27 protein-coding genes and 1 pseudogene are annotated in these 22,992 nt (G+C 63.1%); 9 read left to right on the forward strand and 19 right to left on the reverse strand.

Annotation, left to right across the window (positions count from 1 at the left end; all coding sequences use genetic code 11):
* Nucleotides 1-313: 313 nt before the first annotated feature.
* Complete coding sequence (locus tag ACQY5K_RS05205; protein WP_428120683.1) at nt 314-1,864, reverse strand: RNA-guided endonuclease InsQ/TnpB family protein; 1,551 nt, start codon at nt 1,862-1,864, stop codon at nt 314-316.
* A 174-nt stretch (nt 1,865-2,038) separates the two neighbouring features.
* Here ACQY5K_RS05205 and ACQY5K_RS05210 point away from each other — a divergent pair, with 174 nt between their 5' ends.
* On the forward strand, nt 2,039-2,512 hold the full coding sequence (locus tag ACQY5K_RS05210; protein WP_428120685.1) for a DNA methyltransferase: 474 nt from the start codon (nt 2,039-2,041) through the stop codon (nt 2,510-2,512).
* Between the two features lie 290 nt (nt 2,513-2,802).
* Here the strand turns inward: ACQY5K_RS05210 and ACQY5K_RS05215 are convergent, their stop codons facing one another.
* Both ACQY5K_RS05215 and ACQY5K_RS05220 read right to left on the reverse strand, forming a co-directional pair.
* Nucleotides 2,803-3,147 carry a hypothetical protein gene (locus ACQY5K_RS05215; RefSeq protein ID WP_428120687.1) on the reverse strand — a complete coding sequence of 115 codons (345 nt, stop codon included), beginning with the start codon at nt 3,145-3,147 and terminating at the stop codon, nt 2,803-2,805.
* A gap of 397 nt (nt 3,148-3,544) precedes the next feature.
* Nucleotides 3,545-4,708 (reverse strand): ISAzo13 family transposase, encoded by a 1,164-nt coding sequence (locus ACQY5K_RS05220; protein ID WP_428122562.1) that lies wholly within the window; start codon nt 4,706-4,708, stop codon nt 3,545-3,547.
* Nucleotides 4,709-4,784: 76 nt separating this feature from the next.
* On the opposite strand from ACQY5K_RS05220, the gene ACQY5K_RS05225 reads away from it, so the two are divergent.
* The 5 genes from ACQY5K_RS05225 to ACQY5K_RS05245 all read left to right on the forward strand — a co-directional run bounded on the left by ACQY5K_RS05225 (nt 4,785) and on the right by ACQY5K_RS05245 (nt 8,533).
* Nucleotides 4,785-5,147 carry a hypothetical protein gene (locus tag ACQY5K_RS05225; protein WP_428120689.1) on the forward strand — a complete coding sequence of 121 codons (363 nt, stop codon included), beginning with the start codon at nt 4,785-4,787 and terminating at the stop codon, nt 5,145-5,147.
* Nucleotides 5,148-5,226: 79 nt separating this feature from the next.
* Complete coding sequence (locus tag ACQY5K_RS05230) at nt 5,227-5,964, forward strand: ATP-binding cassette domain-containing protein (protein ID WP_428120691.1); 738 nt, start codon at nt 5,227-5,229, stop codon at nt 5,962-5,964.
* Between the two features lie 121 nt (nt 5,965-6,085).
* Nucleotides 6,086-7,309 carry a DUF7224 domain-containing protein gene (locus ACQY5K_RS05235; protein ID WP_428120693.1) on the forward strand — a complete coding sequence of 408 codons (1,224 nt, stop codon included), beginning with the start codon at nt 6,086-6,088 and terminating at the stop codon, nt 7,307-7,309.
* A 17-nt stretch (nt 7,310-7,326) separates the two neighbouring features.
* The gene (locus ACQY5K_RS05240; RefSeq protein ID WP_428120695.1) at nt 7,327-7,938 is read left to right on the forward strand and encodes a hypothetical protein; all 612 of its coding nucleotides are present in this window, start codon (nt 7,327-7,329) and stop codon (nt 7,936-7,938) included.
* A 460-nt stretch (nt 7,939-8,398) separates the two neighbouring features.
* Complete coding sequence (locus ACQY5K_RS05245; RefSeq protein ID WP_428120697.1) at nt 8,399-8,533, forward strand: hypothetical protein; 135 nt, start codon at nt 8,399-8,401, stop codon at nt 8,531-8,533.
* 320 nt (nt 8,534-8,853) lie between these two features.
* On the opposite strand, the gene ACQY5K_RS05250 is transcribed toward ACQY5K_RS05245, so the two are convergent.
* From ACQY5K_RS05250 to ACQY5K_RS05320, 15 genes and pseudogenes are all read right to left on the reverse strand, one after another.
* A complete protein-coding gene (locus ACQY5K_RS05250) occupies nt 8,854-9,231 on the reverse strand; it encodes a hypothetical protein (RefSeq protein WP_428120699.1) in 378 nt (125 codons plus the stop codon).
* A 254-nt stretch (nt 9,232-9,485) separates the two neighbouring features.
* Entirely contained in the window at nt 9,486-9,890 is a 405-nt protein-coding gene (locus ACQY5K_RS05255; protein WP_428120701.1) for a hypothetical protein, read from the reverse strand.
* Between the two features lie 238 nt (nt 9,891-10,128).
* Nucleotides 10,129-10,479: a hypothetical protein gene (locus ACQY5K_RS05260; RefSeq protein ID WP_428120703.1), complete on the reverse strand. Its 351-nt coding sequence runs from the start codon at nt 10,477-10,479 to the stop codon at nt 10,129-10,131.
* A 601-nt stretch (nt 10,480-11,080) separates the two neighbouring features.
* Complete coding sequence (locus ACQY5K_RS05265) at nt 11,081-11,308, reverse strand: hypothetical protein (RefSeq protein ID WP_428120705.1); 228 nt, start codon at nt 11,306-11,308, stop codon at nt 11,081-11,083.
* A 3-nt stretch (nt 11,309-11,311) separates the two neighbouring features.
* Nucleotides 11,312-11,665, reverse strand: a complete 354-nt coding sequence (locus tag ACQY5K_RS05270; RefSeq protein ID WP_428120707.1) for a hypothetical protein — start codon at nt 11,663-11,665, stop codon at nt 11,312-11,314.
* A 200-nt stretch (nt 11,666-11,865) separates the two neighbouring features.
* On the reverse strand, nt 11,866-12,042 hold the full coding sequence (locus tag ACQY5K_RS05275; RefSeq protein WP_428120709.1) for a hypothetical protein: 177 nt from the start codon (nt 12,040-12,042) through the stop codon (nt 11,866-11,868).
* A 96-nt stretch (nt 12,043-12,138) separates the two neighbouring features.
* On the reverse strand, nt 12,139-12,411 hold the full coding sequence (locus tag ACQY5K_RS05280; protein WP_428122564.1) for an HNH endonuclease: 273 nt from the start codon (nt 12,409-12,411) through the stop codon (nt 12,139-12,141).
* A gap of 249 nt (nt 12,412-12,660) precedes the next feature.
* Nucleotides 12,661-13,412 (reverse strand): annotated as a pseudogene (locus ACQY5K_RS05285) (DNA-methyltransferase); the annotation flags it as partial.
* A 130-nt stretch (nt 13,413-13,542) separates the two neighbouring features.
* Nucleotides 13,543-13,830: a hypothetical protein gene (locus ACQY5K_RS05290; RefSeq protein WP_428120711.1), complete on the reverse strand. Its 288-nt coding sequence runs from the start codon at nt 13,828-13,830 to the stop codon at nt 13,543-13,545.
* 181 nt (nt 13,831-14,011) lie between these two features.
* On the reverse strand, nt 14,012-14,173 hold the full coding sequence (locus tag ACQY5K_RS05295; RefSeq protein WP_428120713.1) for a hypothetical protein: 162 nt from the start codon (nt 14,171-14,173) through the stop codon (nt 14,012-14,014).
* Between the two features lie 117 nt (nt 14,174-14,290).
* Nucleotides 14,291-15,361 (reverse strand): hypothetical protein, encoded by a 1,071-nt coding sequence (locus ACQY5K_RS05300; RefSeq protein WP_428120715.1) that lies wholly within the window; start codon nt 15,359-15,361, stop codon nt 14,291-14,293.
* A gap of 1,136 nt (nt 15,362-16,497) precedes the next feature.
* Nucleotides 16,498-17,064, reverse strand: a complete 567-nt coding sequence (locus ACQY5K_RS05305) for a toprim domain-containing protein (protein WP_428120717.1) — start codon at nt 17,062-17,064, stop codon at nt 16,498-16,500.
* A gap of 421 nt (nt 17,065-17,485) precedes the next feature.
* Nucleotides 17,486-19,033: an RNA-guided endonuclease InsQ/TnpB family protein gene (locus tag ACQY5K_RS05310; protein WP_428120719.1), complete on the reverse strand. Its 1,548-nt coding sequence runs from the start codon at nt 19,031-19,033 to the stop codon at nt 17,486-17,488.
* A gap of 352 nt (nt 19,034-19,385) precedes the next feature.
* A complete protein-coding gene (locus ACQY5K_RS05315) occupies nt 19,386-19,649 on the reverse strand; it encodes a hypothetical protein (protein WP_428120721.1) in 264 nt (87 codons plus the stop codon).
* The gene (locus tag ACQY5K_RS05320) at nt 19,646-20,683 is read right to left on the reverse strand and encodes a hypothetical protein (RefSeq protein WP_428120723.1); all 1,038 of its coding nucleotides are present in this window, start codon (nt 20,681-20,683) and stop codon (nt 19,646-19,648) included. The genes ACQY5K_RS05315 and ACQY5K_RS05320 overlap by 4 nt, the downstream gene beginning before the upstream one ends.
* Nucleotides 20,684-20,828: 145 nt before the next feature.
* Between ACQY5K_RS05320 and ACQY5K_RS05325 the strand changes: the two genes are divergently transcribed.
* From ACQY5K_RS05325 to ACQY5K_RS05335, 3 genes are all read left to right on the forward strand, one after another.
* Nucleotides 20,829-21,389 (forward strand): hypothetical protein, encoded by a 561-nt coding sequence (locus ACQY5K_RS05325; protein WP_428120725.1) that lies wholly within the window; start codon nt 20,829-20,831, stop codon nt 21,387-21,389.
* A gap of 269 nt (nt 21,390-21,658) precedes the next feature.
* Nucleotides 21,659-22,006: a hypothetical protein gene (locus tag ACQY5K_RS05330; protein WP_428120727.1), complete on the forward strand. Its 348-nt coding sequence runs from the start codon at nt 21,659-21,661 to the stop codon at nt 22,004-22,006.
* 2 nt (nt 22,007-22,008) lie between these two features.
* Nucleotides 22,009-22,428, forward strand: a complete 420-nt coding sequence (locus ACQY5K_RS05335) for a putative toxin-antitoxin system toxin component, PIN family (protein ID WP_428120729.1) — start codon at nt 22,009-22,011, stop codon at nt 22,426-22,428.
* A 54-nt stretch (nt 22,429-22,482) separates the two neighbouring features.
* On the opposite strand, the gene fabZ is transcribed toward ACQY5K_RS05335, so the two are convergent.
* Complete coding sequence (gene fabZ, locus ACQY5K_RS05340) at nt 22,483-22,938, reverse strand: 3-hydroxyacyl-ACP dehydratase FabZ (RefSeq protein WP_428120731.1); 456 nt, start codon at nt 22,936-22,938, stop codon at nt 22,483-22,485.
* Nucleotides 22,939-22,992 lie beyond the last annotated feature (54 nt).

Raw genomic sequence — 22,992 nt, forward strand, 5'->3', positions numbered from 1 at the left:
CCCTGGGCGGATCCTGCGTGTGCATCCAGCGGCGACCGGGTCAGCGAGTATCAGGCGACCCGACGACGGAGTTGGCGCCGGACGCGGCGTGTCCGTGCTCGTCGGGCGCTGCCGGCGAGGTGCGCGACCTGGCCATCCGTCAAGCTGAACCGCAGAGGAGCACCTTCCAGGCCCTTTTCGAGGGCCCGCAGCACGTCCTCCTCCTTCACCTTTCGGGTCGTGTATGTCACGTCGTCTCCTCCCATGTACATGTTGTCACGGCGGCAAGGTGGGTAACAGCCGCCCGGATCGTCTCAGTCATCGTTGTCGAGTCCTAACAGATGGGGCTTATATCGGGTGTTAGCCGTTTGTTTGTGAGGATCTCGGTAGCCGCTGGTGCGGTTGGGCTGGTTTCCCTCCGGCCCGGTCCTCTTTCGACGGCGAAGTCCCGCGCCGCCGGTTTGGTGTCCTGGTTGGCTGTGAGGGCTTGCCAGGAGAGTTCTTTCACGTTGCGGGCTGCGAGAGTGTCGGCGTTGCCGACGATCCCGCAGTCTTTGCACCAGTAGCTGGATTGGCTTTCTCTGGCTACTAGCGCACCGCATCGGTGGCAGAACATCGACGTGCCCGCGGCAGGGACGCGTATCACAAGGATTCCGCGTTTGACGCCGGCGCGTTCGAGGGTGGTGCGGATCCCGCCGAAGCGGGCGTCCGACAGTGCCCGGTTCAGGCCGCGTTTAGCGGCCACTCCTTTGCCGGGGTGTTCTTTGGTGCCTGCTGCTGAGGCGAGCATCCCGACGGTGTTGGTTCTCTCGACCCCGACCACGGACACACCCGGCGTGGACACGATCTCAGCAGCGATCTGGCCGGCGCTGTTGTCGCGCCGGTTCGTGCGCTTGGCGTGCAGGCCGCGCAGCTGCCGCGACAGCGTCCGCCAGCGACGCGACCCGTGATCGCAACGCGAGCGTTGCTGTTGCAGTTCCCGGATCTGTGTGTTGAGATCGGTTTCGTCGGCCATGTTCAGCATCCGACCGTCCGACAGCGCCATATGCTCCACCACCCCGGCATCAGCGCCGATCACCTCATCACGTGACTGGGGGGCTTGCACCGGTTCGGGATCGGTGCGGCGCAGCTGCACATGCATCACATATTTGCGATGCTGCGGGCGGGTGCGGACAGTGACTTTGCGGGTGGTGTCCACGATCTGTATCGCGCCGGTCCATTCGTGGCCCTCAGGCGGACGCCACCCGGGGTCAGCGAGCCGCAGCCGTTTGCCGCCCGGCAGCCGCACCGACCCGTCTGCGCCGAGGATCACTCCTCCGCGGTACACCAACGCAGCCGCGTTCGCGGGTTCGCTTTCGAACCGTTTGCGGGACCGGAACAGGCGACCGGTGCCCTGCTTGTTGTGCCGGTCTTGTCGCTGGCGGGCTTTGGCCAGCCTCGTCTCGCAATAACGGACCTCGCCGGCTGCGGTCTTGCGCAGCTTCCCTTTCGAGTTCACCGCCCCGCGCACCGCCGAAGCTGACCGGTGCTCACCTGCAGCGTCGAGCTCTGCTGCCGCGAGCCGTACAGCCCAGAACACCACACCGCGCTCCAGACGGCCACGGGCCTTGTCCCATTTGAGGACAGCGTCGCGGCCCGCTTCGATCCCCGGACGCTGCAACGCAACCGGCACCTCGCCTGGCATACGGCCGCTCGCACGGTCCGCTGTCAACAGTTTGTGAAGATCGAACTTCGACGGCACCCGGTTGCCTGACTCGACCGCTTCGAGACACAAACCCACACCGCGATTGAACGCCTGACGCTGCTCACCCAGCAACAACCAGATGCTCAGCCGATCCCTCCGACCGCTCAACCGCACCGGCACACGCACCGTCACATACGACACCACCCGAACATAAACAGCACCCCCACCCGGTGGAACGGCTAACACCCGATATAAGCCCCCTATTTTGCACGCTGGGCAAGCATCCGCCCCGAAGGGCGGCAAGGTCTCAGCGACACAGGCCGGGTCAGACGGCGAACACCGATGGGGGACTACCGGCAGGAGAAACAGTTGCTGATGGTCCCAGCACGATTCGCGATCTCGATGCAGGATCGTCGCTGGATTCAACGGAACGATCTCATCTGGTCAAAACCGAACGTTCCGCCCCGCCCTGAGAAGGATCGCCTTCGACTGACCCACGAGCATCTGTTCCACTTCGTCCACCGGCCAAGCGACGGTCGGGCCTCCTACTTCTACGACCTGGACGAAGCCGAACCCGGCGGTCGGGACGTCGTGACAGTCAACACCCGCTCAGGTGCGCACGGGCACTCAGCGACATTCCCGCCGGACCTGATCCGACCTCGCGTCCTGTCGTCATCACCCGTCGGCGGTGTGGTCCTCGACCCGTTCTGCGGCACCGGACGGGCGCTCACGATCGCAGCCGAAAATGGGCGCACCGCGGTCGGCTTCGAGATGGCTGAATCGTTCGCGGAAGTTGCCGCGCAGGACCTGGCGGCAACGATCAGCACTCATCCTGATGTGTCCGCGTAGCTCGCGTCAGCCGACGGCTCGTCTACCTCGAAGCACAACTCGGCGAAGTGGCGTTCGACGCGATGCGGACTCAACTATGTGCGCTCTTGACCTACGCAGCCAGCAGCGACCAGCGTCACGGTTACAGCGAACTTCGTTACGTACTGTGCTTCTCGAGTCGATGTCTCGCCAGATCCTCAGCCGCGTACTTTCGACGCGAGCGGTCGTGCACCACCGGCACGGCTCACAGTGCCCCTACCACAGCACACCGCGGCGGCGCACGCCGCTGAGCCGCAACGACTCCTGGCCGGTCACTGAGCCTTCGCTTCGTCCGAGTCACGCCAAGCCCGGTACGCCTCATCGAACCATTTCCGGTACGCGACTGCCTGCGCAGGCGTCATGGACTGCGGCTCGTCCCGTGGTGTCCACGGCTGACCCAAGTCGAGCGCCGCGTTTCGAACGTCGCGCCGCTCATCTGCCCACAAATGCACGCCACCGCTGAAACCGACCGATCGTTCGACACGGTCCGTGCGGTCCTCAACACGCCATGGGCACCGGACCGCCCGCCCGTCGGCGTCGAGGCCGTAGATCCACGCACCGAACCTGCGGCCTCCGGGAATGGTGATGGGCGAAGCTGCGTCAACTGCGGTTGTCATGGCTCCCAGTATCGACTGGGGGTGTGACAGCCATGATCTTGGGATGGGCCTGTCCGGCGCTCCCCTACGAAGCCGCGAAGTGGTCTGGGATGCAACGCGGCTCGGGACGGCTCTGGAACCGCACAGGTCGGCTTGTCGTCAATTCACGAGCGATTGCAGCCCTTGTCTGCGAAGTTGCACTTGCGCAAGATATGCGTTTCGTGTGACACTCGCGCGCCACGCCACCTGCACCTCGAGCGAGGCCGCGTGTGCGAACGAGGGGAACGAGTGTGCGGAAGATCCGAACGGCGACAGCGATTCTGGTAGTGCTTGCAGTACTTGCTATTCCCAGCGTCGCCAGCGCCGGCTACTACACGAACTTTTTGAATTAGGGTCCGCCGCGAGTTAGGTCGCGTGTTCAGTTGGGTGTGATGGTGTAGTTCCATTCGCCGTGCCAGTGGTGGGGGCACAGCGGCAGTTGTTCCATTTGTGTGTTGGTGATCTTGATGCCGCGTTGGTACCAGCCGGGGTCGTAGGCGGCTTGCACGGTGAGTCCGGTTTGGGTGGTGGTGGAGGCGATGAGCTCGATGATCGTGGCGATGTCGGTGAGGGGTCGGCCTCGCCAGTTCATGGAGATGAAGCTGAAGAGGCGGTGTTCGATCTTGTTCCATTTGCTGGTGCCGGGCGGGTAGTGCACGACGGTGATCTCGAGGCCGGTGTCGGCGGCGAGGCGGGCGAGGAACCACTTCCAGGCGCGGGGCCGGTAGCCGTTGGAGCCGCCGGCGTCGGCGGTGATCAGCAGCCGGGTCGCGGTCGGGAACCGGTCGCGGCCCAGGGTGTTCCACCAGCGGCGGATGGACTCCACGGCGAACTCGGCTGTGTCGGCGGAGTCGCCGACGTTGACCCAGCCGGCGTTGTTGGCGACGTCGTAGACGCCGTAGGGGATGGCCTTGGCGAACTCGCCCAGCGCCCGATCAGCGAAGTCGTGCACGCTCACCCGCTCGGGTTCCCCGGCGGGCTGCCACTCGGCGCCGCCGTTGGCGTAGGACCCGATCAGCTCTTTCTTCTTGGTGTCCACGCTGATCACCGGGTCGCCGACGGCGAGGCGCTCCGAGGCCAGCGCGTTGAGGTAGGCGAACTGGGCGTCGCGGTCGGGGTGCTGGGCTCCCTCGTTCTGCTTGGCCGGCGCCTGCAACGAGTAGCCCATCTGGTGCAGCAGCCGGCGCACCAGCTCCGCGGACGCCTTGAAGCCCTGCCCGGCGAGCTCGCGTGCGAGCTGATACGTCGACTTCAGCGTCCAGCGCAGCGGCGACATCGGGCTGCCCCGCGTGACCGGATGCACCAGCTCGTCGAGCGCTTCGAGCAGACCGGGCTGCTTGTCGACCGCCGGGCGGTCCCCGCCGCCCTCGGCGCGCTGACGATCCCACGGCTCGGCCCCGGCGCGCACCTCGCGCACCGCCCGCGACATCGTCGAGGTCGAGACCCCCGACGCCCCCACAACGAACGCCTGCCCGCCGCGGCCCAGCGCCTCGGCCAACGCGCCGCTCACCACACGCCGCTGACGCTCGCCCAGATGAGGCATGACGGTCTCGAAGAACACCCTCGCATCGGTCGCCGAAAGCTCCACACACCCGACACTACACCTCGCGTGTTAACCTGTGGCGCACCCTTACAAGGATTTGTGGACCCATGCCCATTTGGGTGATGATACTCCCACCTGGGAAGATGACAACAACGACTGGGACTACTACGATCTCGAGATCTGGTTGTACTCATGTTCTACTTACGGTGGCGACATTGATTACGACGACACCGTGGCTCTAGAGTTGCGTCGACAGATTTTCGCTTGGCCTGATGAAGGCTACGGCGAATCGATGTTTTATTGCGAAGATGAAGATGACTATGTTTGGGTCGGTGTAGACGATAATGGGACGTTTTTTGTCGAACTGGATGAGATAATGGGAGAGCGAAGTGGCGACGAGGCGCATCTTGATCGCTCTCTCGTCCAGATCTTTCCATGATTCGACAATTGTGTCGTGAACGCATCTCAAAACATCATCTAGTGCTCTCTGCAGGAGCTTGGGTGAGGTGGCGCAGTCCGTGGATAGCTTGACTCCGCTCGGGTTTGACGGCTTGACGTTCCGGTATGGCTTCAGCACGCCTGTGTTTGTGTCCTTCGATTACGACTTTGACGCGGGGGCGACACTGCTGCTCGGCCCGAACGGGGCGGGCAAGTCGACGATGCTGGCCCTCGCTGCGTCGGTGATGACGCCGCAGGGCGGGGTTGTGCGTTTCAACGGAGAGGATGTGTCGAGGCGGCAGCCTCGTCGACGTCTTCGCCAAGTCGTCGGCTGGCTTCCGCAGTTCACATACCCATATCCGGGTATGCGAGTGAAGGAGCAGGTCGCGTATGCAGGCTGGCTGAAAGGCATGACGCGTTCGGACATCCGAGAACGCGTCGACCGGGTGATTGAGCGTGTCGATCTCTCTGCGCTCTCTGATCGATATGTGTCCGAGCTGTCAGGAGGGGAGCTGCGGCGGGTAGGGCTCGCTCAGGCACTGGTGCACGAACCGAGCATCATTTTGCTTGACGAACCCACTGCGGGTTTGGATCCTGTCGAGATAGCGCACTTCGGGGCGATCCTCGGTCAGCTCAGCGGCTATTCGGCACTGGTGCTTTCAACCCACAGAATCGCGGACTACTTCGAGCACTTCGACTTCGTAACCGTGATATCGACCGGGCGGATCTGTTATCGCGGAACCGCCCAAGAGTTCGTCAAGGGCCATGCCGGCTACACCGAGGCATACATCAATGCCTTGCGTGGTGCTTCCGCCTAGATGATTCAACGGCGCTGACATGGCAACGGTGCGGCAACACACCCCTCATATCGTCTTGGGTGTCCTTCTTTTCGCGTTGGCGGCCCGGTCTCGTACCATTTTTGATGGCGATTCGGGCGCTTTGGACTATTACCTCGATGACCGCTTGGGTGACGCAAACAATCTGCTGACTTCGCTGCTGGTGCCCATACTCGCTGGTTTCTTCACATGGGAAATCGGAAAGCTGAGGAAGAGCAATGCTCTGCGTGTCGATGCGCTGAAGAGCTACTGGCGGATCGTTTTCCATGCGGCCACGCCGACGATTATCGCGGCATTCGCAGTCTTCGCGCTGGTGCAGATCTGGCAGGTGAGCCGTGTACCGACCACGGCCCGGGGGCTGCTGGCGCTCGTGCTGCCGTACTTGGTGCTGCTGTCGGTGTTCGCGCTCTGGTCCGCAGTAGCGGTTCGCGTTCCGACTGCTTTGGCGGTTCCTTTGTCGGTGATTGTGACGTGGCTCGCGATTGCGTATCCGCCGTCGATCGGCTTGATATGGCCGCGCCACATGACCGGCACATTTGGGGGTTGCTGCTCGGCGTACGAGGCGTTGTCGATAAACGCCATCGTGGCGACACTGCTGCTCGCTGCGGCGTCTGTGATCGTCGCTGTAGCGCTCTCTTCGAAGCGACCGGTGCTGTGGGTCCTCGCTGCGGTGCTGCCCGTCGTGGGGCTGTTGGCTGTAGGCATCCGGATGGTGGAACGTCTCGGCTGGGACAGCGTCGTTCCTCGATCCTCATCGGAGCTGGCGTGCGAGCAGCATGGCGCAACACAGGTGTGCCTGTGGCCGGAGCACGAGGAACTGTTCGAAGCGGTCGGCACAGAAACATCGATCGTTAGCGACCGGCTGGCCGCATCCGGGATCAAGACGCCCGCGACGTTCACCGAGGCAGCAGATGCTGCGGCATGGATCTACGACAAACGCATCGACCGCACTACCGTGCCCGAACGAAGCCAAGATCATGCGTGGACGCTGCAGCTTCATCCAAGGGTCCTCGAGGTGCCGGGGGCGCTGCGCGCACAACTTACGAATGCGGTAATTCCGCGGCCGGTCTGCAGATCTCGCCACACCCCCCCACACGATGAGCGCAGATCAACAGAGGATCTCGTACCGCTGGCCCGAGCTGTCGTGTGGAGCTTGGTCGCGGGCGACAAGAGCCAATTGCTGGCACTCACCGTCAAGCAGCGCCAAGCCGTCGACTACGTCCTCGCCGAACCTGACCGTGCATCAAGATTCATCGAAACGAGCGTTCAAGCGATTCTCGGCTGTCACTCAGTCGACACCGAGAACTTGGCCCGCTTGGCAGATTGAAGATTCGTGTGCTGGGGATGAAACTGTGGCTGCGTGCCCGCCGACCGAGATTGATGCTGGCGATCTTCGCGCTGCAAGCACTGCATCCATGGCTCGCGTCTCAAACACTGGTGCCGCTCCCTGATTTGTTGCTCGGCGATCTCGTCGACACCCCGATAGCGGTACTGGCGCCCATCATCATGGTCGCCATGGTGCAGGTCGTTCTCGACACCGACGAGGGAGACCGGATCGCGTGCCCGTTGGTCAGATTCCACCTGTTCGATGTCGGACTGCTGGTCGCTCTGGCCACAGTGGGGCTGTGCAGCGGCCTGATCGGCAGCTGGCAGATGGATTCGTTCGCGCACTTGAGCTGGGCGCGCAACTCGCTGATCTACCTCGGACTGGCATGTGTCTCCCGCGCGATCGGCGGAACGCGAGCCATGAGCATCGGACCGCTCATAGCGGGCATGGCCGTGGTGCTGTTCGGCCGCGTCCAAACCGGAGAGCCAAGCATCTGGGCGTTGACACTTCAACCGCCCGACACAGCAACATCGGTCGGGCTCGCCGTCGTCGTCTTTCTGGTCGGCGCGTCGGTCGCCGCGGCCCAGCCACCGCACAACTCACGACTCGTCAACAAAGGACTGCGATAACCGCAACCGGGTTCATCGACGCTCAACGCTCCTCACGAGCACAAGACCCTAAGAGGCTGCGCCGATAGGCGCTGACCTGCGGAAACGCGTGACGGCACAACCGCGATCCCAGTGCTGTGATGTGGCCAGCGGCTTCGTCGCCGATCGCCGGGTTCGCAGCGGCATGCCTTCGATGGCGTCGCTGACGCGGGCCATCAGCCTGGCGACGATCCGGCTCACAGCATGACCGCCGAGACGCTCAGCGGGCATGGTGAACCGAAGCGCGGATCTTGCCCATCCCGACAGCGGCGATTCGGGCTCCCCAGCCTGAGACGCGACGCCACACGCACCCGTCGCGGCTTGTTGCGCCGCCGGCTCCGCTGAGGCAGTTCTCAGACGCTCAGCCGGCAGAGACGGCTGGCGCATCGGAGCGTGCCGGCGGTGCCCACTCATAGGTCGGCAACCCGTCGACGTAGGTGCCATGCCGTTGCCAACCTCGACGTTCCAGCTTCCCGATGAGCCGGCCGCTGTGACGTTTGCTCAGCGGAGTTCCAAGCCCGCAGCGCCCACCGATCTCGTCGAGCGGGAGTTCATCGCTGATCTCTTCGAGCGTTAGGAGCGCAGGATGCGGCGAACGGTCATGCGGATCTATCCATCCGCCACGTTCCCGCTCAGCTCTCACCGCATCAGCAGCTAACGCCGGCACTAACACAGCCGCCGCCAGCCCACGAAGAGATCTCGGGAGGACCTCACGCAACGCATCCATCTGCTCATCAGTAACGGCGTCCATCTGTCCCCCTGCAGTTGAGCATCAACAACCGATGCGGCTCTCAGGTACCGACCAGTAGCCCACCGCCACCTTCGGACACCATCAAAGACGACATGCCCGCGACGAGCACTAGCTCATCGCTTCCGTCTGCTCAGAACACAGCCCCGTCAGCCACTGTGGCTGCCTATTTCGTGGTCGTTGCGTCCGCATCGATGCGGACCGGAGTGGCCGATCTCTTGGACGCACAGCGTGTAGTCGCCGTGCCCGGAGCCGTAATGGGCTGCGTCGCATCGCCGTCCGCACAACCCGGAGCTGTCGCGCGCCCATCGCTCATCAGACATGAGCGGCCGCACGACGCCGGTTGTGACACTCAACCGGACGGTCGTGTCGCGCGCCCATCGCTCATCGGACACGAGCGGTCGTTTGCCGTATTGCTCATCGGCCAGTGCGCTGTCGGTGATGCCCTGCTCATCCATGCGTCCGCCGCACTCGTACTCATCGACGCACACAGTCAAACCGTCCGCATCCACACGTATCCGCGACATGTCACCGCACCAAATACACCCACCGTTGACACTGCGGATCGGTTGCCGTTCGAAGTCGCTCACGAAACGAACCGGCTCAATGGGCTACTGACAGTCGGCCGATATCTCGCCAAAGATCGCTTCCAGCTCGTCTCTGGCGGCGGCGGGGATCGGGATGCCTTGCTGTTCATGGCGTCGTATCTCTGCTCCCAGCCGGCGGGCTTCTGTGTCCGCAATTATCGTGCTCGGGCCGGCAGCCGTCACGCGTCGACGCTTCACGACCGCAAACTGCATCCGTTGCTGCCGGCTTCTCTGCACAGGGCGGATGCGAACGAGACAAAGCTCTGAGCGGCCATTGCGTCGTGCTTGTCGACGACAGACACAAGCTCGCTCGAGCGGGCTCTGAAGCCATCTAGCGAGTCGTTTCCGCCCAACGGAAGCCGACCAGCCACATCGATCAACAACATGGCCTCTGGGGTCGCGCGCACACCCGTCAAGGGATCTGCCCGTGCCTTTTCCACCGTGCGCAGAAGATCCGACATGCCGGCGAGCGCTTTGCGGTCGAACTCGTCCAGCGAAGCGCCCTTCGCCACCCGCCGCGCAACAGCATCTGCGTGAGCGGCAATCAGCCCGACGCTGGTGGCTGAGAATCTGCGTGCCCTCGCGTGTTCAATGCACATGACCAGAACATAGCGAGCCCGTCAACTCAGGATCGGTCAGGCCATCTCGGGCCGGCAGCCATCGAGGCCGTCCTCGAATGGCTTTGGGTCAATGGACGGCCTGCATCAGTCCCCCCAACGCCCCAAGGTCCGCCGGAGTCCTGAGCAATGTCGGATGGCTCCCCGCACTGGGCTATTGTCGCCCTAGCGACCGTTGTGCTGACAGTTCACGGGTTCGGCTCGCTATTGATCCATCCCTTCACGAACTAGTCGTCCGCGGCGTCGGGTTCATCGCTTCGAGGACCGCCATCGGCACCCGTATCGTAACGCTCTTGTCGGCGATCTCATAGAGATCAGCGAGGGCTCGCAGCACTGCTGTTCCCATGAGGAGCATGATTGCTGCAACCAAAGCGACTGCGATGTTGAGGTTCCTCAGTTCGCCCACTGTGTCGGTGTAGGCACCACCGCCAAGGACCGCGGTGGCGATAAGCGTCACGAGCAACAGAATGCCAAGCCAGGCGCACACCCTCGCTGCCGCCCGTATGCGCTGCGGCGGGCCCGATTCCTTGACGAATGTGCGGTGTGACTTGCGGCGTCTAATGATGTTCATATCCGCAGTGTGACCAGCGACTGCGAACGCGGCCCTTCATTAACTCAGCCGCCTGAGTGCCAGTGCGTTCCGGCTTCTGATCGCGGGGACAACCGCCCAGCATTCGCTGCAGACCGACGGAGCAGGTTGCTCTCGCAGACCCCGCCGCCGATTGCGCACCCGTCTCATAGTTACGGCGCAGCTCAACGCAGCAACACGCCATATCGGCACCACGGACATGGCCCGAGCGCGCGTCGTGTCGGCATTCTCCCAATCGGCCATCCGAAAAAGCCGCGGGCCGGAACGCAACCACGTCACACCAGACAATGCGTTCCGACCCGCCCAGCCCCAAGTGGGGATGAATGGAACATAGGAACGAGGCAACGGTCACCGACTCTAAACGGATGCCGCCTCACCGTGGGAGACGATCTGCACCGCGGCGCCGTGCATGCCGGGCATGACCTTGCCGGAACTCGCTGGGAATGTCGATGGCGGATCGGGCCTCACGACTCTGCCCGCCATCGGTACAGGCTCCGTTTGCCTCACTGGCGGAAATCCGCACCGTCGTTGGCGCCCACCAAGGTCATTGCCATGCACCAAGTATCGCAACGAAGCGTCACACCTAACCGGCGGCGAGCGGCATGTCCGCAGCGAGCAGCGAACGCGGCCCGCACGGCGGCTGCGCGTCTTCGAGCTTGCCCACAAGGTCATCGAGCACTTCGTCCAGTGCTGACGCAACCTCAGCGGTGAGGCGGTGATCCGCCAAGAACTCGGACGGGCTGCACTCCTCCACGATGCTCAGCGCGGCCTTGTAGCCGGCGGCGTACCCGATTGCTTCGTGCGACCGCATGCATCAAGTGTCGCAGCGGGGTGTCACACCGAAACGGGGCTCGCGTACGGCCCGCCCCGGTGAGCCGAGCGGGCTGCTCGTCACATACAGCAGCGGATCGCCGTCGAGGTCGTTTGCGATGAGCACCGTGTCCTCGTCGGCGTCCCACGCGTCGCATGCGCGCTTGAGCGCGTCGCCGAGTGTCGACAGCGCCACGTCGTACGCAGTGCCCCATGCGGCCACTGATTCCACGAGGCTCCGCAGGTCGTCGAACTCTGCGGCGTCGCCCCGGACATGCAGTGTCATGGCGTGGCGCCCGTTGCGCTTCCCGGCAGTCATCGTCGTCGGCGGATCTGTCTTGGTGTGCGTTGTTGTCATGCGTCAAGTGTCGCAGCGGGGTGTCACACTGAAGCTCCGCCGCTGCATGCCGAAACCAACCCACACCTGACCGGCATGGGCTGGTTGAGGGTATCGCGCAGTTCGGCCACCACGCTCAATGAGGCTTCAACATCCCTGCCCGCGACCAGTATGCGACACAACACGGCGCAGACAGCCCACCCGGCGGCACACCCGAACACTCACCGAGCAGATGCCGCTCCGTCCACCAGCTGCTCCATCAGTCCGCCGAGCCACCCGCTCAGCAATCCGCCCAGCCATTCGAAGAACCAGGGCAGCACCCCGATCGTCCACAACGCCAACAACACCAAGACGACAACGAGCACCGCAACAGCCTTGAGCGCATCTCGTGCACTCATCCTTTCCTCCTAACGCGAATCGGCCCACTTGTGTAGTGCTGAACAGGCTGTCTGAGGGTCATGCGCCGAACCCGAGGGTTTCCGAAAAAGCAGGCCTCATGCCGTTAGGAGCTGCGGCCTCTGATCGGCCATGTGGCCGTCTCGACGGTTGCGTTTGCGCAACCCTGACAGCGTGAGAGTGTGCGCTTTGATGCGGTTGCACGGACCGCACAGCAACACACGGTTCGTGATGTGGTTTATGCCGCCATCAGCGCGCGGCGTGTTGTGATCGAGCTCCAGATAGCGGCGGTCGTCAAACACCCGGTCGCAGCCCTGGCATTTCTGGCCGTGCTGAGCGATCAGATAGTCGACCATCTCCTCGCGGCTCATACGGCGTCCCGGTTCGGCGAAACGCTCAGTTACCTGCAGGAACGGTGCAGCTAGCTGCTCCTCGTCGGTGCGCACCGGAGGCTCAGTCGTGTAGGTCACATCACCGAACGTGAACAGCCGATCCTGCTCGGACTTTGATGCAGCATCCGGCGCTGCGAGACCTTCGGACTCGAGCCGTGACAGCACCAGATCATGAGCATCTGCCCAGATGTCGCAGCCGGCCCATCGGCGCCCCAGACGCTCCGCAGCAACCGGCGTTGTCGCGCAACCGGCGAACGGGTCGAACACCAGATCGCCTTCGTTGCTCGATGCCTTGATGATGCGCTCATAGAGCGGCAATGGCTTCTGTGTCGGGTAGCCCAGCCGCTCATCACCATACGGTCGCGGAATGCCCCGCCACCAGTCCTCAACCACTTTGCCATCAGGATTGGGACCGTAGGTTTTGCCAGGAGCGCGCGTATTGGCCCCACTGAACACGGTCGCCTTGTAGTCAGAGTCATAGGACACTCGCACGGCGTCCTTGTTGAACGTCCACGCCTTGCCTTTGGCGTAGCGCAGGATGATGTCGTGCTTGCGAGGAAAGTCGTTCGCGGGCTGCCCACCCCCGCGTAACACCAGACGATCTCATTGCGGAACTGCTTGTGCCCGAACACAGCGTCGAGCATGAGTTTGAGGTAGTGCGATGCGGTGGGGTCGCAGTGCAGGTACAGGGACCCAGTGTCGGCGAGGACGCGATGCATCTCGACGATTCGCACCGCCATGAAGCACAGGAACGCGCCCATGTCATCGCCCCATGTGTGCCGCGCTGCGCCGATCGCTTCCATCAGCGCCGGATGGTCATCGGTGATCTGGTCGACCCATTCGCCTTCGACGTCGTCTGCCCACGACCAGCGGTCTTGGAATTTTGCTCCCGCTGCGAGCGAGTCGGGTGTGGCGTGGAAGTCGCGGCCTTTGTTGAATGGCGGGTCGGTAGCGATCAGGTCCACGCAGCCTGAGTTCATGCCGCGCAGCACCTGCAGGTTGTCGCAATGGAACAGTGTCCGGTTGGCGAAGTTCGACACACGATGAACGTAAGAAGCCTGCGGGAGCTACGACGGGCAGATGCCCACTGGGAGCTGTCCCGGGCTGTGATCAGCTGCGCTCGTGAACATCCAACCGGACAGCATCACCGTCAGTGTCGATGGCGTCGTCGTCGATACTGTCAGCGATGCTGCGCAACGCAGCGGACAGTGCCTCCGCTGAGACCGCGTCAGAGCCCTCGCTGTTTAGCTGGTCGCGTAACCTCGTCACCCGCTCTAACTGTCGTGCCGGGTTGCGCTGCCCGAACAGCACGCCGGTGATCGCCAGTGTCGCTTCCCGCACACGCTCACTGTGAGCGCTTTGCGCCTGCACCCTGTCCAAGATCATCTCGCTATTCATGCCAGCAACCTACCCACGAGAAACGGCCCGCACTGTCATACAGTAAACCGTCGCCCGCAAACTCGCGGAGCTCAACACATCTGATCCGGTGCCGCCGTCCCGGATGCGACCGCACGACGACACACCCAAAAGCCGCGCATCGCCCGACACGGCAACACGAAACCGCCCTCCCGCTTCGACTTCATCCGTCGTCGCCCTTGAGCACCTGCGCCACGAACAGTTTCAAGCCGAGGTAGATCGCGGCGACAGCGACACAGCTGAGCGCCAGAGACCCCGTCAGATACCCGACCGCGAACGGGAAAACCCCCAACAGCAGAACACGGAACCAGACCCGGTCAGTCATCCCCACACCACGTTCGCAATCCCTTCCCACACGCGAAACGGCCCACCCGGACACATCCGGGCGGGCCGACACGAAACCACTCACCGGCCATTGCGGACCGGCAGGCAGAACGCTCGCTTAGCGAGGCTCAGGCCATTCGCCGCCACGACGCGGAGCGTCCACGCCGGTCGCGTTGGTGCCCTTGAGGCAGCTGGCGAACCCGAGGTTGTCCTGCGGCGCGCGTGACACGCGGTAGTCGCCGATGTCGCCCGGGTCGGCAGCGTCGAACACTTTGATCAGACAGAACGACGTGCCATCAGGTGCCTGACCGCCAATCACCAAGAACTCTGCCTTGGCAGCGTGCGAGTCCACCGTAACAGTGGCTGCGGTGCTCAGCTTGCCATCGGTGCCGATCGGTAGACCGGTATCTGTGGTCTCCAACCCCCAGCCTTGATTAGCTGCTGTCTGCCCGTACTGGGCAATCCACACGGTCCGCGACGACAGCAGCCCTGCTGCTTCGAGCGAGTTGGTGTGCTGCGCTACGAGTCCCAAGGTGTGCGTTCCGGTTCCGCTCCAGTCGGTTGATGTCACGCCGGTCACGCCGGTCAGTCCGGTATCGCTGATGAGAATGTTCGCGCCTTCATTCACAAGGTCGCCGCTGTCGTCAGGGCATGACGCCGCCGACGTCGTTCCGCCGCGATGTGCCATCAGCGCTGTTGTGCCATTGCTGACCAAGTGGAAGCTTTCAGCACCGGTCACGTCCGCGTCCGCGTCGAGCTCCAACAGTCCGGTGACTACCGCACCGGTGACAGCTTGCAGGGTGCGCAGGTTGATGCCTTCTTCGCCGAGGTTCGCGTTGGCGTACTGGCAGAACGCCGGTAGAGCAATCTTGCGTCGCCCGTCGATGTCGCCCGAGTACCGCTGCCAGTAGTCCTCTGCTAGCTCGGAGATGTCATCGATGTTTTGCTGAAGCACGCGAGCTTCCGATGAGCTCGTGAGCGCCCGCACCAGGAAGAATGCGCCGCCGCCGAGGATGACGGTGACGGCGATGGCGGCGATGATGTAGATGAGCTGGTTTTCGCCTTGGCCTTTGCGGTCTCGGCGTCGCAGCCGCCCTAGCAGGCGTCTGCGTTGCGGCGGCGGGGTGTTCCCGTCGTCGTCAGCAGCGGACATGTTGTCCGTTGCGGCTAGAAGTTCGGACTGGGTCATCGAAAGCCTCCTGGCTATCTCGACTATCAAAAGGCGATATAGCTGCAAGGAGACCGCGAAGGAATCCAAAACGATATGAGACGGAAGGGTAACCGGAAAAGAGAGGCGACGCAAGGCAGGTACGCCCGAAGGCCATTGCCGGCAGCCGATCATTGTTGCATGTCAGTATCGAGCGCAAGTTTCGATCTCGAACAGCTTCAGGTACGAAAGAAGCCGCCCGAGATATTCGATGAGATTTGAAAGATGCGCAACCATGGAATCATCTCTGACATTTCTTGCTCTCTACGTCGTAGTTGGAGCCGGTCTGTATATCGGAGCGCTCCTTGACAACAAGAAAACTCGTGGTCTCGTGGGAGAGCGTCCCATCCGACATCTTGGTATTCATGGGACCGTGCTGGCTACTTTGACCGGAGCGGGTTTGGTCGGCGCGGGATTGTCAGCAAGCGCACTCGGTGATACCCCGACCGAGTGTTGGCCTGCGCTGTCGAAGGGGATGGGTCCGTTCCCGTTGCTCGCCTTCACCTGTCTCTTCCTCTTCGTCGGTCGTTGGGGGTTGCTCGCTTTATGGCGCTTGGCTGCAATGCACGTCGAAGTCTCCGAAGAATCCGAGGTGGAAGAGCAGGCGGATTCACGCCTTCAGAGATTCAACCCGTGGGGACACGTACCGCTGACAGTGTCGATCATGCGAAATGCGACGGGGATACTTCTAGTTCTCTTCCCTGTCATAGTCCTGCAAGTGATAGCGGTCGCTGACATCAGATGTCCAATGGCTACTTGACAACTGTTCTTCGCCACAAAACCGATTCGCTATCGGACCCGAGAAGCACAGGGCTGCCTGCAAGCACGGAGCAATACAGGCGTGTCTCAGCGCCAGTATTTGCCTGCCGTTGTGCGGACACGGGTTGTATTCGCAGAGGCAGACGGAGGAGTCCCCATGAGTCAGAGTCGAGACTCTGGTCGGTGGCTACGTGCTCGCCACCCGACGACGTTCTGTGTCCTGTCCGACACCATGAAGTAGATGATCTTGCTGACCATCTTGTTGCTGTGGTAGATGGGCGGAAGCATCTGACTGGGGGTCCGACTTCGTTCGGCGACCTGCATGGGAATAGGCATCTACGGGCTGCCTTCCGCTGTGCTCATGTCACGCTGTGCAACGCATCCCCATGGGTTGCTTTCGGGTTGGCGTTGTCGACGATGGTCGCGTTCGCCGGTGACTGGCTCTGCCGCTGAGCAGTTGAGTCAGTCGCAGTCGATCTGATTGCGTAGTACTCGCCAGGGTCGAAGCCCTCCGGCATCTCGATCACTTCGATGACTTGCGGCACGCGTTGTGCTGCTTGTCGCATGGCTTTGCGTCCTGGGGTGTCGCCGTCTGCGATGCAGATGATGTCGGCGTGGGGGCGTAGGCCGGCGATGATCGCTGCGACATCGGCGGGCCGGCCGGTGCCGCCGCAGGCGACCGCGGGTGTTTGGTGATGTGAGCTGACGGCTACGGCGTCGACTGGGCCTTCGACGAGGTACACCGTTTCGGTGTCTGTCGGGATCATAGAAGTGCCGGCGGGGGAGACGAAGATGGCGCTGTCGGCGTGTTTGCCGATGTTCCGACGCCAGCGTGGTTCGGTGGCAGCGACGGCGGTTTCGGTGACCTGCAGCGAATCCAGGCTGACGCATCGGACGACGCCTTCGGAGTCTTGATGTGCCCACACAGCGACGCAGTCGGCGGTGTCAGGAAATTCTTATGCCCGTGGCAGCGACTCGTTCATGTCCCGTAGCTGCTGCGGGAGGATCATTCGCAGCGCCCACGGCATCTCAGCGGCGCCTATCGGCATGGCGCGACGTGTTTCTTTTATCCATCGCTCCACCTCAGAACCGACCGCCGGCACAGCCGCTGCCCACACCTGCTGCGCCTGTTCGATCGTTGTGCGTGAACGCAGCGGTGCTTGCTGCCGAGCGACGAAACCGTCAGGGCGTCGCACAGGCGGGCCGACAACGGTGTCCATGTCGCCGGCCGGGATCGATCCGCTCTTGATCAGCGTCTCCGTGAGCAGTACAGCTGCGTGGCGCCGGGCCCGCCGGTCAGCGTGAGGAAGGTCGCTGCTAGGCGGGTCATACCAAGCTCGCAATACTTCACTGGGGGCTTATATCGGGTGTTAGCCGTTTGTTTGTGAGGATCTCGGTAGCCGCTGGTGCGGTTGGGCTGGTTTCCCTCCGGCCCGGTCCTCTTTCGACGGCGAAGTCCCGCGCCGCCGGTTTGGTGTCCTGGTTGGCTGTGAGGGCTTGCCAGGAGAGTTCTTTCACGTTGCGGGCTGCGAGAGTGTCGGCGTTGCCGACGATCCCGCAGTCTTTGCACCAGTAGCTGGATTGGCTTTCTCTGGCTACTAGCGCACCGCATCGGTGGCAGAACATCGACGTGCCCGCGGCAGGGACGCGTATCACAAGGATTCCGCGTTTGACGCCGGCGCGTTCGAGGGTGGTGCGGATCCCGCCGAAGCGGGCGTCCGACAGTGCCCGGTTCAGGCCGCGTTTAGCGGCCACTCCTTTGCCGGGGTGTTCTTTGGTGCCTGCTGCTGAGGCGAGCATCCCGACGGTGTTGGTTCTCTCGACCCCGACCACGGACACACCCGGCGTGGACACGATCTCAGCAGCGATCTGGCCGGCGCTGTTGTCGCGCCGGTTCGTGCGCTTGGCGTGCAGGCCGCGCAGCTGCCGCGACAGCGTCCGCCAGCGACGCGACCCGTGATCGCAACGCGAGCGTTGCTGTTGCAGTTCCCGGATCTGTGTGTTGAGATCGGTTTCGTCGGCCATGTTCAGCATCCGACCGTCCGACAGCGCCATATGCTCCACCACCCCGGCATCAGCGCCGATCACCTCATCACGTGACTGGGGGGCTTGCACCGGTTCGGGATCGGTGCGGCGCAGCTGCACATGCATCACATATTTGCGATGCTGCGGGCGGGTGCGGACAGTGACTTTGCGGGTGGTGTCCACGATCTGTATCGCGCCGGTCCATTCGTGGCCCTCAGGCGGACGCCACCCGGGGTCAGCGAGCCGCAGCCGTTTGCCGCCCGGCAGCCGCACCGACCCGTCTGCGCCGAGGATCACTCCTCCGCGGTACACCAACGCAGCCGCGTTCGCGGGTTCGCTTTCGAACCGTTTGCGGGACCGGAACAGGCGACCGGTGCCCTGCTTGTTGTGCCGGTCTTGTCGCTGGCGGGCTTTGGCCAGCCTCGTCTCGCAATAACGGACCTCGCCGGCTGCGGTCTTGCGCAGCTTCCCTTTCGAGTTCACCGCCCCGCGCACCGCCGAAGCTGACCGGTGCTCACCTGCAGCGTCGAGCTCTGCTGCCGCGAGCCGTACAGCCCAGAACACCACACCGCGCTCCAGACGGCCACGGGCCTTGTCCCATTTGAGGACAGCGTCGCGGCCCGCTTCGATCCCCGGACGCTGCAACGCAACCGGCACCTCGCCTGGCATACGGCCGCTCGCACGGTCCGCTGTCAACAGTTTGTGAAGATCGAACTTCGACGGCACCCGGTTGCCTGACTCGACCGCTTCGAGACACAAACCCACACCGCGATTGAACGCCTGACGCTGCTCACCCAGCAACAACCAGATGCTCAGCCGATCCCTCCGACCGCTCAACCGCACCGGCACACGCACCGTCACATACGACACCACCCGAACATAAACAGCACCCCCACCCGGTGGAACGGCTAACACCCGATATAAGCCCCTAACAGATCAACCACTACTCGGGTCGCCGCCGCAGCAGCGCGGGCGTAAGTCTCATACCCCTCCGGAGTGTTCAAGATCGTTTTCTCGGTACTGTGCGAGACGGACAGGACGCCGACAGCCCTCCCCGAAGCGTTGGCGAGTGGCATGGCTGCGACTTCGGTGAGGTGGGCGAAAGCGATTTGCGCGGATGTATCGAGATTGAAGGTCTCATCGTGTGTCTGGTCCCCGACTGCGACCACATACTCGCCACTCTCATAAGCGACCCCTGTAGCTCCCTCGCCCGAATGCAGTCTCAGCCCTGGCCCGGATTGGCGCTCTGCGAGCTCCTACGAAGCTCCGCTGCGAGGCCAACGAGCCAGTCAGCGACATCGTGATGTTCGGCATCGGGCGCCACAAGTACGGAGGCCGAGAACTTGAGCGAGCCATCGTCCAGGTAGAAACCGAGGCCTGCAGCATGCGAAGACTCGTCCGACAGCGCTGCCACTGCAGTGCGACCTTGTGCCATGCACCACATGCATGTGCAGAGCCTCGGGTGGTGATCGCTGGCGATGCTCATGACGCCGCAGCCCCAGCGTGGCCTCGTCCCAATGACGCGCTTCGCGGTGCATAGAGCTTGCGACGCCCGACGCGCTCTGCGCTGACGAGCCCTTCTGCCTCCAATACCGCGAGCACCTGCACGATCCGGCTTCGGGTTACGCCGACTTCAGCGAGCAATCGCTCGTCACCAGCGTGCGCGGGCCCATGTGCCATGAGCGCTTCCAGCACCTTGTTGGCCGTCGGCTTCAGGTGTGCGCGTGCCGTCTGCACCCTCAGAAGCTCGTCCGTTAACTCCGTCGCATCATCAGACAAGTACACATCTCGCAGGACAGCTAGCGCTCGGCGCGGCGTACATGGTGCAATCGTTTCGAGTGCGGGTGTCGCAGACGTCAGGAGCAGGCTCTGCTCTTGGGGAGTCCCGCTCGCGGCCCTTCGCTGGAGGAGTTCAGCGAGACCGACCTGGTCGAGCGGCGGCAGTTCAACACTCAGATCAAAGAAGGTGTCGGCGGGAGGACTCAGATGTGCGGTCTCCCCGGTAACAACCCACTGAATCGGCAGCTCCCACATGTTGTCGCGAAGCCGCCCAAACATCTCGTGGAGGTCGCTTCGGCTGAGATCATCCACCAAGACCACCGGGCGAGGCCCACCCGAGTCCACTCCTGCCACCGTGCGCAGGCGTCGCACGGGATCCTCAGCGACGGTGACAGTTCGAAGTTCGTAGTCACGCGTAGATGCGAAAGGATCCAGTAGCGAGGGTCGACTGACCCGCTGTTGGCGCTGCAACCGACGTTTGCCGCTTAAGACCCGCTCGACCTCGTCAAGCCGCTCGGTCAGATTCTTGTAACCCTCAAGCCGGACGTACCTGCTGTCCGGCCGCAGTCGCTGCACTTGGTGGAGCAACGAGGTTCGGCCAGTTCCCCTCGCGCCCCACACATAAACGTTGAGGCCCAAGTCGAGAGCACGGCAGACCCGCTTCAGCTCATCGCTACGATTGGCGAAGAGCCGATTGTCGGCATCAGAAGCCGTCAGAGGTCGCTGGCTCAGTAACAGCACTTACACATTTTACTGTAAGATGTGTAAGGAAGCAAGGGACCCTACTCAGTCCTCGCCCAGTGCGACAGTGCCGTCTCGTTCGCGGAGGTTGAGACTTTGGCTCAGCGACAGCTCTGCAGTGTTCTCTTTCAGGTGTGGTGCGACTGTGACTGATCCACAGGACCGACAAGCTCAGATCACCGAACGCGTCTTGGAGCAGTCGCTGCCGAAGCCCGGGGTTGCCGAAGCGATGCGCTTCTGGCACTACACGCGCCCGCTTCCCGCCGGACGCCCCATCGACACCAACGCGTTCGTCAGCCGTGCCCTCGACGGAGAGTTTGGCGGCGCTGCCAAGAGGCCTGATTTGTTTCCGAGTTCGAGGCCAGCGACCAAAGTTGGGCCACCTCACTCGCGCTCGCCTGATGTCGATTCGAGGCAAGCTGGCGACGGGACTGCGGGGTCGACAATGAGTTGCACCGAAGCCGAAGTGTCAGCCGCCCGGGATGCGATGAACAAGTACCGCCGCGAGCTCGACGGCGAGATCGCGGCAGGATTGGCGGTGGTGGACCTCAGCGCCGAGCGGGCGCACAAGGAAGCCGAGATACGCGACGACATGATCCGGGTGGCTCACCAGTCAGGCGCTTCGTTGCGCCAGCTTGCGGAAGCGTCCGGACTCGGACGCAAGACCGTGACCGCCACTGTCGAAGCCGGACGCACCGGGCGCTGAGTCCCCGAACTACACGCGACGGGCGATCGGGATCACATGCAGACCGCTCTTGCCGCCATGGCAGTTGATCCGCTGTCCTTCCACACATGCGTCAACCCCCGCACGGATACCGGACCATGTGGCGGGGGACGCGAGCAGGATGTGCATGCCAGGCACGGTCGAAGCGCGTTGCCGGTCCGCGTTTGGCTGCGACGCATGCGGCGGTCACGGCGGGCCGGATCGAGAAAAATTCAGTTCGAGATGGGTGGTGGCACGTCTACGATGGCGGTGTGGCGACTGCAAACGCACATGACGAGATCACTCAAGCGCTGGCTGATCTTCGCGATTCGATGTCTCACCGAGCCGAGATTTCTTGCCTCGGCCCGGAGATCGAGCGTGCCGTGGCAGCAGGCGCGTCCTGGGATCAAGTCGTTACCGCTATCGGACGCGAACAAGACGAAGCCTGGGAACAACTGCGCCATGACGTTCGTTCCGCGATCCTGCGAAATGCCTCGTCAAGCGATGCCCTGCCAGAAGCACAGGCGATGGAACTCGCAGTCGCCGAAACGAAGGCCGTGCGCAAGGAGCATGCGCGGGAACGGTCGCGTCGGAGCCGGCGGTCGGGTTCCTCCCTCTGACAGTGAGGGCCGTCATTGACACAAACGTTCACGTTTCCGCGCTCATGGGCACGGGACCACCGGCGCGAATCATGGCGGACTGGCAAGACGAACAAACATTCGAGCTGGTGATCTGTCCCAGTCTCATCCGTGAGATCAGTGACGTGTGCAGTCGCCCCCACATAGCGCGCAGGCTCCCGAGAGCTGTGGTCCGCAACTACCTGCTGGCGGTCAATGACAAAGCCGCCGGAATGCCCGACCCAGCACAAATAGCGGCCGTGACGCGAGACAGCGGCGACGACTATCTCATCGCTTTGGCGCGATCTGCGAATTCCGACTTCATCGTGAGCGGCGATAAGGACTTGCTCGAATGGCCGGAGCAACAACCGCCCGTTGTCACCCCGGCGGAATTCGAAGATCTGCTCAATGTCGAGGCCGTCTGACAGGGACTCGTTGAGTCACGACCGACGGCGAGAGTGCGTCGGGGCGGAAGTGACTCAGTCGGCGCCGGCGTCGGCGAAGAGGAACATCATCGAGGCTTCGCAGACCACCTGACCGTTCACGTTCGCCGTGCCCGTTGCACGGCCGCCCCTGGTTGACAGGCGATCGATCGTGGCTTCGAGCCGCAGCGTGTCGCCCGGGATCACCTGGCGGCGGAAGCGGGCCCTGTCGATGCCACCGAACAGCGCGAGCTTGCCCTTCAGAGATGAGGCCGAGGCGGCTGCTAGACCCGCCGTCTGCGCAATGGCTTCGACCATGAGTACCCCGGGCAGGGTCGGCCTACCGGGAAAGTGACCGGTGAAGAACGCCTCGTCGCCGCTGAGGTGCCAGAGTCCCACGCAGCGCTCGCCGGGTTCGAGTTCGACGATCTCATCGACGAGCAGGAACGGCGCTCGGTGCGGCAGCAACTCCTCGGGATGCGGGAAGCCAGGCTCGTTCGCTGCGTCACTCACTGGGGCGAAGCTACCGCCAGTGCGCGCCGAGGGGCCGAGAGGTCCGTGAGCGCA

This window comes from Candidatus Poriferisodalis sp., from assembly GCF_965262965.1.
Classification (GTDB): Bacteria; Actinomycetota; Acidimicrobiia; order Acidimicrobiales; family Poriferisodalaceae; genus Poriferisodalis.

What these genes read in the sequence shown, in the direction of transcription:
- ACQY5K_RS05210 (WP_428120685.1), top strand. Translation starts at nt 2,039, where the DNA reads ATGGTCCCAGCACGATTCGCGATCTCGATGCAGGATCGTCGCTGGATT.
- ACQY5K_RS05215 (WP_428120687.1), bottom strand. Translation starts at nt 3,147, where the DNA reads ATGACAACCGCAGTTGACGCAGCTTCGCCCATCACCATTCCCGGAGGC.
- ACQY5K_RS05220 (WP_428122562.1), bottom strand. Translation starts at nt 4,708, where the DNA reads ATGCCTCATCTGGGCGAGCGTCAGCGGCGTGTGGTGAGCGGCGCGTTG.
- ACQY5K_RS05240 (WP_428120695.1), top strand. Translation starts at nt 7,327, where the DNA reads ATGAAACTGTGGCTGCGTGCCCGCCGACCGAGATTGATGCTGGCGATC.
- ACQY5K_RS05245 (WP_428120697.1), top strand. Translation starts at nt 8,399, where the DNA reads ATGCCGTTGCCAACCTCGACGTTCCAGCTTCCCGATGAGCCGGCCGCT.
- ACQY5K_RS05250 (WP_428120699.1), bottom strand. Translation starts at nt 9,231, where the DNA reads ATGTCGCGGATACGTGTGGATGCGGACGGTTTGACTGTGTGCGTCGAT.
- ACQY5K_RS05255 (WP_428120701.1), bottom strand. Translation starts at nt 9,890, where the DNA reads ATGTGCATTGAACACGCGAGGGCACGCAGATTCTCAGCCACCAGCGTC.
- ACQY5K_RS05260 (WP_428120703.1), bottom strand. Translation starts at nt 10,479, where the DNA reads ATGAACATCATTAGACGCCGCAAGTCACACCGCACATTCGTCAAGGAA.
- ACQY5K_RS05265 (WP_428120705.1), bottom strand. Translation starts at nt 11,308, where the DNA reads ATGCGGTCGCACGAAGCAATCGGGTACGCCGCCGGCTACAAGGCCGCG.
- ACQY5K_RS05270 (WP_428120707.1), bottom strand. Translation starts at nt 11,665, where the DNA reads ATGACAACAACGCACACCAAGACAGATCCGCCGACGACGATGACTGCC.
- ACQY5K_RS05275 (WP_428120709.1), bottom strand. Translation starts at nt 12,042, where the DNA reads ATGAGTGCACGAGATGCGCTCAAGGCTGTTGCGGTGCTCGTTGTCGTC.
- ACQY5K_RS05280 (WP_428122564.1), bottom strand. Translation starts at nt 12,411, where the DNA reads ATGAGCCGCGAGGAGATGGTCGACTATCTGATCGCTCAGCACGGCCAG.
- ACQY5K_RS05290 (WP_428120711.1), bottom strand. Translation starts at nt 13,830, where the DNA reads ATGAATAGCGAGATGATCTTGGACAGGGTGCAGGCGCAAAGCGCTCAC.
- ACQY5K_RS05295 (WP_428120713.1), bottom strand. Translation starts at nt 14,173, where the DNA reads ATGACTGACCGGGTCTGGTTCCGTGTTCTGCTGTTGGGGGTTTTCCCG.
- ACQY5K_RS05300 (WP_428120715.1), bottom strand. Translation starts at nt 15,361, where the DNA reads ATGACCCAGTCCGAACTTCTAGCCGCAACGGACAACATGTCCGCTGCT.
- ACQY5K_RS05315 (WP_428120721.1), bottom strand. Translation starts at nt 19,649, where the DNA reads ATGAGCATCGCCAGCGATCACCACCCGAGGCTCTGCACATGCATGTGG.